Origin of the sequence: Bradyrhizobium aeschynomenes (assembly GCF_013178945.1) — a bacterium.
Taxonomy (GTDB): domain Bacteria; phylum Pseudomonadota; class Alphaproteobacteria; order Rhizobiales; family Xanthobacteraceae; genus Bradyrhizobium; species Bradyrhizobium aeschynomenes.
Genome location: NZ_JABFDM010000053.1, coordinates 1 through 305 on the forward strand (window position 1 = coordinate 1; position 305 = coordinate 305).

The 305-nt window shown below is 41.3% G+C and carries 1 protein-coding gene; it reads left to right on the top strand.

The annotated features are described in order from the left end of the window. Window positions 1–58 precede the first annotated feature (58 nt). Window positions 59–305, top strand: a 247-nt coding sequence (locus HL666_RS33935; protein ID WP_246741690.1) for a GTP-binding protein, incomplete at its 3' end; no start/stop codon positions are given.

Below are 305 nucleotides of genomic sequence, written 5' to 3' on the forward strand. Positions count from 1 at the left end.
AATTATCCGTTAACTTATCTCAACGGACTTCTTGCAAATTTACAGGAGGGTCATTTTAATGGCAGAAAAAGAACATTACGTTAGAACTAAGCCACACGTAAACATTGGTACTATCGGTCACGTTGACCACGGTAAGACCACTTTAACTGCGGCTATTACTACTGTTTTAGCTGAAAAGGGATTAGCTAAGGCTGAAGATTACTCACAAATCGATGCTGCACCTGAAGAAAAGGAACGTGGTATCACTATTAACACCGCCCACGTAGAATACGAAACTGAAAATCGTCACTACGCTCACATGGACG